This is a genomic window from Mesorhizobium sp. M2A.F.Ca.ET.037.01.1.1, assembly GCF_003998075.1.
GTDB lineage: Bacteria > Pseudomonadota > Alphaproteobacteria > Rhizobiales > Rhizobiaceae > Mesorhizobium.
In genome coordinates, this window is the sequence record NZ_RZSA01001339.1 from 1 (window position 1) to 1,390 (window position 1,390).

At 56.3% G+C, this 1,390-nt stretch carries 1 protein-coding gene; it reads right to left on the reverse strand.

All coding sequences use genetic code 11. The annotated features are described in order from the left end of the window. The coding region (locus EOA27_RS36535; protein WP_127258721.1) for a DUF87 domain-containing protein at window positions 1-1,279 on the reverse strand (1,279 nt) is incomplete at its 3' end. Window positions 1,280-1,390 lie beyond the last annotated feature (111 nt).

Genomic DNA, 1,390 nt, shown 5'->3' on the forward strand with positions numbered 1-1,390 from the left:
CCTCAAGGGACTTTAGGCGCGTGACCATCTGCGAGCAGTAGTCACGAATCTGGCGGTTGCCATGCGCCTCCTCGTAGAGGATGGCCAGGTCCATTGCCTCCCCGAGTGACCGGAAATCGAAGGGTATGTTTTCGTAGTCCGGTAGTTTGAGTTCGTCGATCACAAACGAATTTTCGCCGATGAGAAAGTCGTCCAAACCTTCGGCATCGGCCATTTGACCGAAGCTAATTTTGATGAACGGCTGGATAGATTGCAGATTGATATCCGTTGTGTGGAACCGCTGCAGGATGCCAACTATCCGGTCGTGCTTGGAAGGGCTACTGGAGTCATCACGCATGATTTGTGTGATGCACTTGGCGAGGATGTGATTCTTGACACTATCAAGATCGTCCGCGCCAGCTTCTGAGAACATCGTTGAAAGGCCTAGCGCCATGCGCAGTATGGGCACCTGTGTACGTTCGCTGGCCTGGAGTAGCAATTCCCACTCCGAAAGGTCGAGGAACCAGTGTGGCAAGCGGAAACCGGTCGCACTACCATCGAGCACAACTCGATCGATCCCGATCCCGCCTGTCTTTGCCAACGGTTCCAACGCCTGACGGTACTCGCCGTTGACGTCGAACACCACGAACGTGGCGCCGCGGGCATGATGCTCACTCGGTTTCTCAAAAAGCTCCTGCAGAATAGATGCTACTGTGCATGATTTGCCACTGCCCGTGTTGCCGAGGACCGCGACGTGGCCCCCGAAGAAGTCGTCGAGGCGAACCTTTACTGCATAGTCCTCGAACACGACGGACTGACCAATGGTCAAAACACGGAAGCGAGTAGCCTTCGTCGGAACACAGACTTGTCCGTCTGGCCCGACACCCGGCTCTTCCTCGGCTTTGGTTTCAAATATCCGATCGAGTTCGCTATCGAGGGCATACAGCGCGTCGGCGTAGAGCGAAGGGAATACCGACACACCGAACCGAAACCTACCCTCCCCTGATGCAGGCAGCATGCCTACGGGCACAACGTCGAGAAATTTCGCCGATCCGGCCTTGTCGAGATCGCCCTTCGATGACGCCCCAACGTCACGTTCGCGCAGGCCCACAACCTCGACAACTACATACTCTGCGTGGGTCGGAATCATCAGGAACGAGCCCAGACGGGCGACGTAGTGCACATCATCAAAGCCGACGACGGTGAAATTATCGGTCCCCGCGTGCATCTCGACAACGAATCTGTCCGCTGCAACCGACGTGACTTTGCCCACGGCCCGCTTGCGATCGTCGTGGCTCATTCGGCGTCGTCCTTATCCGGAGCCAGTTCCTTCATGACTTTGCGAACCGCGTCATCAATACGCTCGCTTGGCCGCTGTGGCATGAACCGGTCAACAATCGTGTCGAAATAG